2 pseudogenes are annotated in these 1,523 nt (G+C 59.2%); both read left to right on the top strand.

Features of this window, described 5'->3' with window-relative positions:
* A pseudogene (locus tag ACLRGG_RS21270) lies at positions 1–1,251 on the top strand (DNA primase); the annotation flags it as partial.
* 25 nt (positions 1,252–1,276) lie between these two features.
* Positions 1,277–1,523: pseudogene (locus tag ACLRGG_RS21275) on the top strand (site-specific tyrosine recombinase XerC); the annotation flags it as partial.

Consider the following 1,523-nt stretch of genomic DNA (forward strand, 5'->3'; position numbering starts at 1 on the left):
ATCCAGTCTTCCTCGGCGCCGGGCAAGTCGTCGCTGATGGACGCGGTGCTGGGGCTGATGCCGGAAGAGGAGCGGGTACAGTACAGCGCCATGACCGGGCAGAGCCTCTACTACCTGGGTGAAACCTCGCTACAGCACAAAATCCTGGCGATAGCGGAAGAGGAGGGAGTACGTCAGGCCGCATATGCGCTGAAGCTGTTGCAGAGTGACGGGGAGCTGAAGATAGCCAGTACCGGCAAGGACGAGTCCAGCGGCGAGCTGGTGACGCGGGAGTACAGCGTGAAGGGGCCGGTGATGCTGATGCTGACCACCACCGCGTCTGACGTGGACGAAGAGCTGCTGAACCGCTGCCTGGTGTTAACCGTTAACGAGTCCCGGGAGCAGACGCAGGCGATACACGCGCTGCAAAGGCGCGGGCAGACGCTGGCCGGGCTGCTGGCGGTGAGTGAAAAAGGTTACCTGACACGGCTGCACCAGAACGCTCAGCGGCTGTTACGCCCGCTGAAGGTGGTCAACCCGTATGCGGAACAGCTCACCTTCCTCAGTGATAAAACCCGGACGCGGCGCGACCATATGAAATACCTCACCCTGATACAAAGTATCGCGTTGTTGCATCAGTACCAGCGGGAGATAAAGCGGGTGCAGCATCGCGGGGCCGTGATGGAGTATATCGAGGTGCAGCCGTCTGATATCGCCCTGGCGAACCGGCTGGCGCACGAGGTGCTGGGAAGAACGCTGGATGAGATGCCGCCGCAGACCCGAAAGCTGCTGGTACTGATACAGGTGATGGTGCAGGAGATGGCCACGGCGCAGAACTGCCAGCCGTGCGAGGTACGCTTCACGCGGCGGGATATCCGGGCGTGGACAAACTGGAGCGATAACCAGCTGAAGGTTCACTGTATGCGGCTGAGTGAAATGGAATACCTGCTGCTGCACGGCGGCAGTCGTGGCCATCTGCTGCGTTATGAGCTGCTGTGGGACGGTGGCAATGGGGAGGAAAACCATCTGTGCGGGCTACTGAACGTGGATGAAAACGAGGGCAACAATAGCAAGTTGGGGTCAGAAGGTCAGAAGTTGCCCCTAAGTTGGGGTCATGTTGGGGCTAAGTTGGACCTGCCTGATATGGATCAAAGCCAGAAACAGCAAGGCATAGAGGCTGAAGTGGTTGGAGTAACCAGAAACGCAGTAACAAGAGAAAAAAAGAAAACGGCGCTGCCGCCTTCGCCCCTGTTAACAAAAGTCTCTTCTTAGCCCGCCCTGACAACGGAGTGTCATCATGGCCAACCGCAAACCTTCCCCGAATCGCCTGCTTACCATTAACGACATCTACCGCCAGCCGGTCGGCCCGGCCAGCCACCCGAAAAGCCTCTATAACCTGCTGCTGCGGTTCGTCAGGTGGCGCAGGGAACGCAACTGGTCGGAAACTACCCTGAAGACGCAGACGCACCACAGCTACCGCTTTATCCTGTGGGCGGCAGAACGTGGCATCCATTACGCCGCCGACGTGACCAGACCGGCGCTGG

The organism is Erwinia sp. PPS120 (assembly GCF_047918655.1).
Classification (GTDB): domain Bacteria; phylum Pseudomonadota; class Gammaproteobacteria; order Enterobacterales; family Enterobacteriaceae; genus Erwinia; species Erwinia tasmaniensis_A.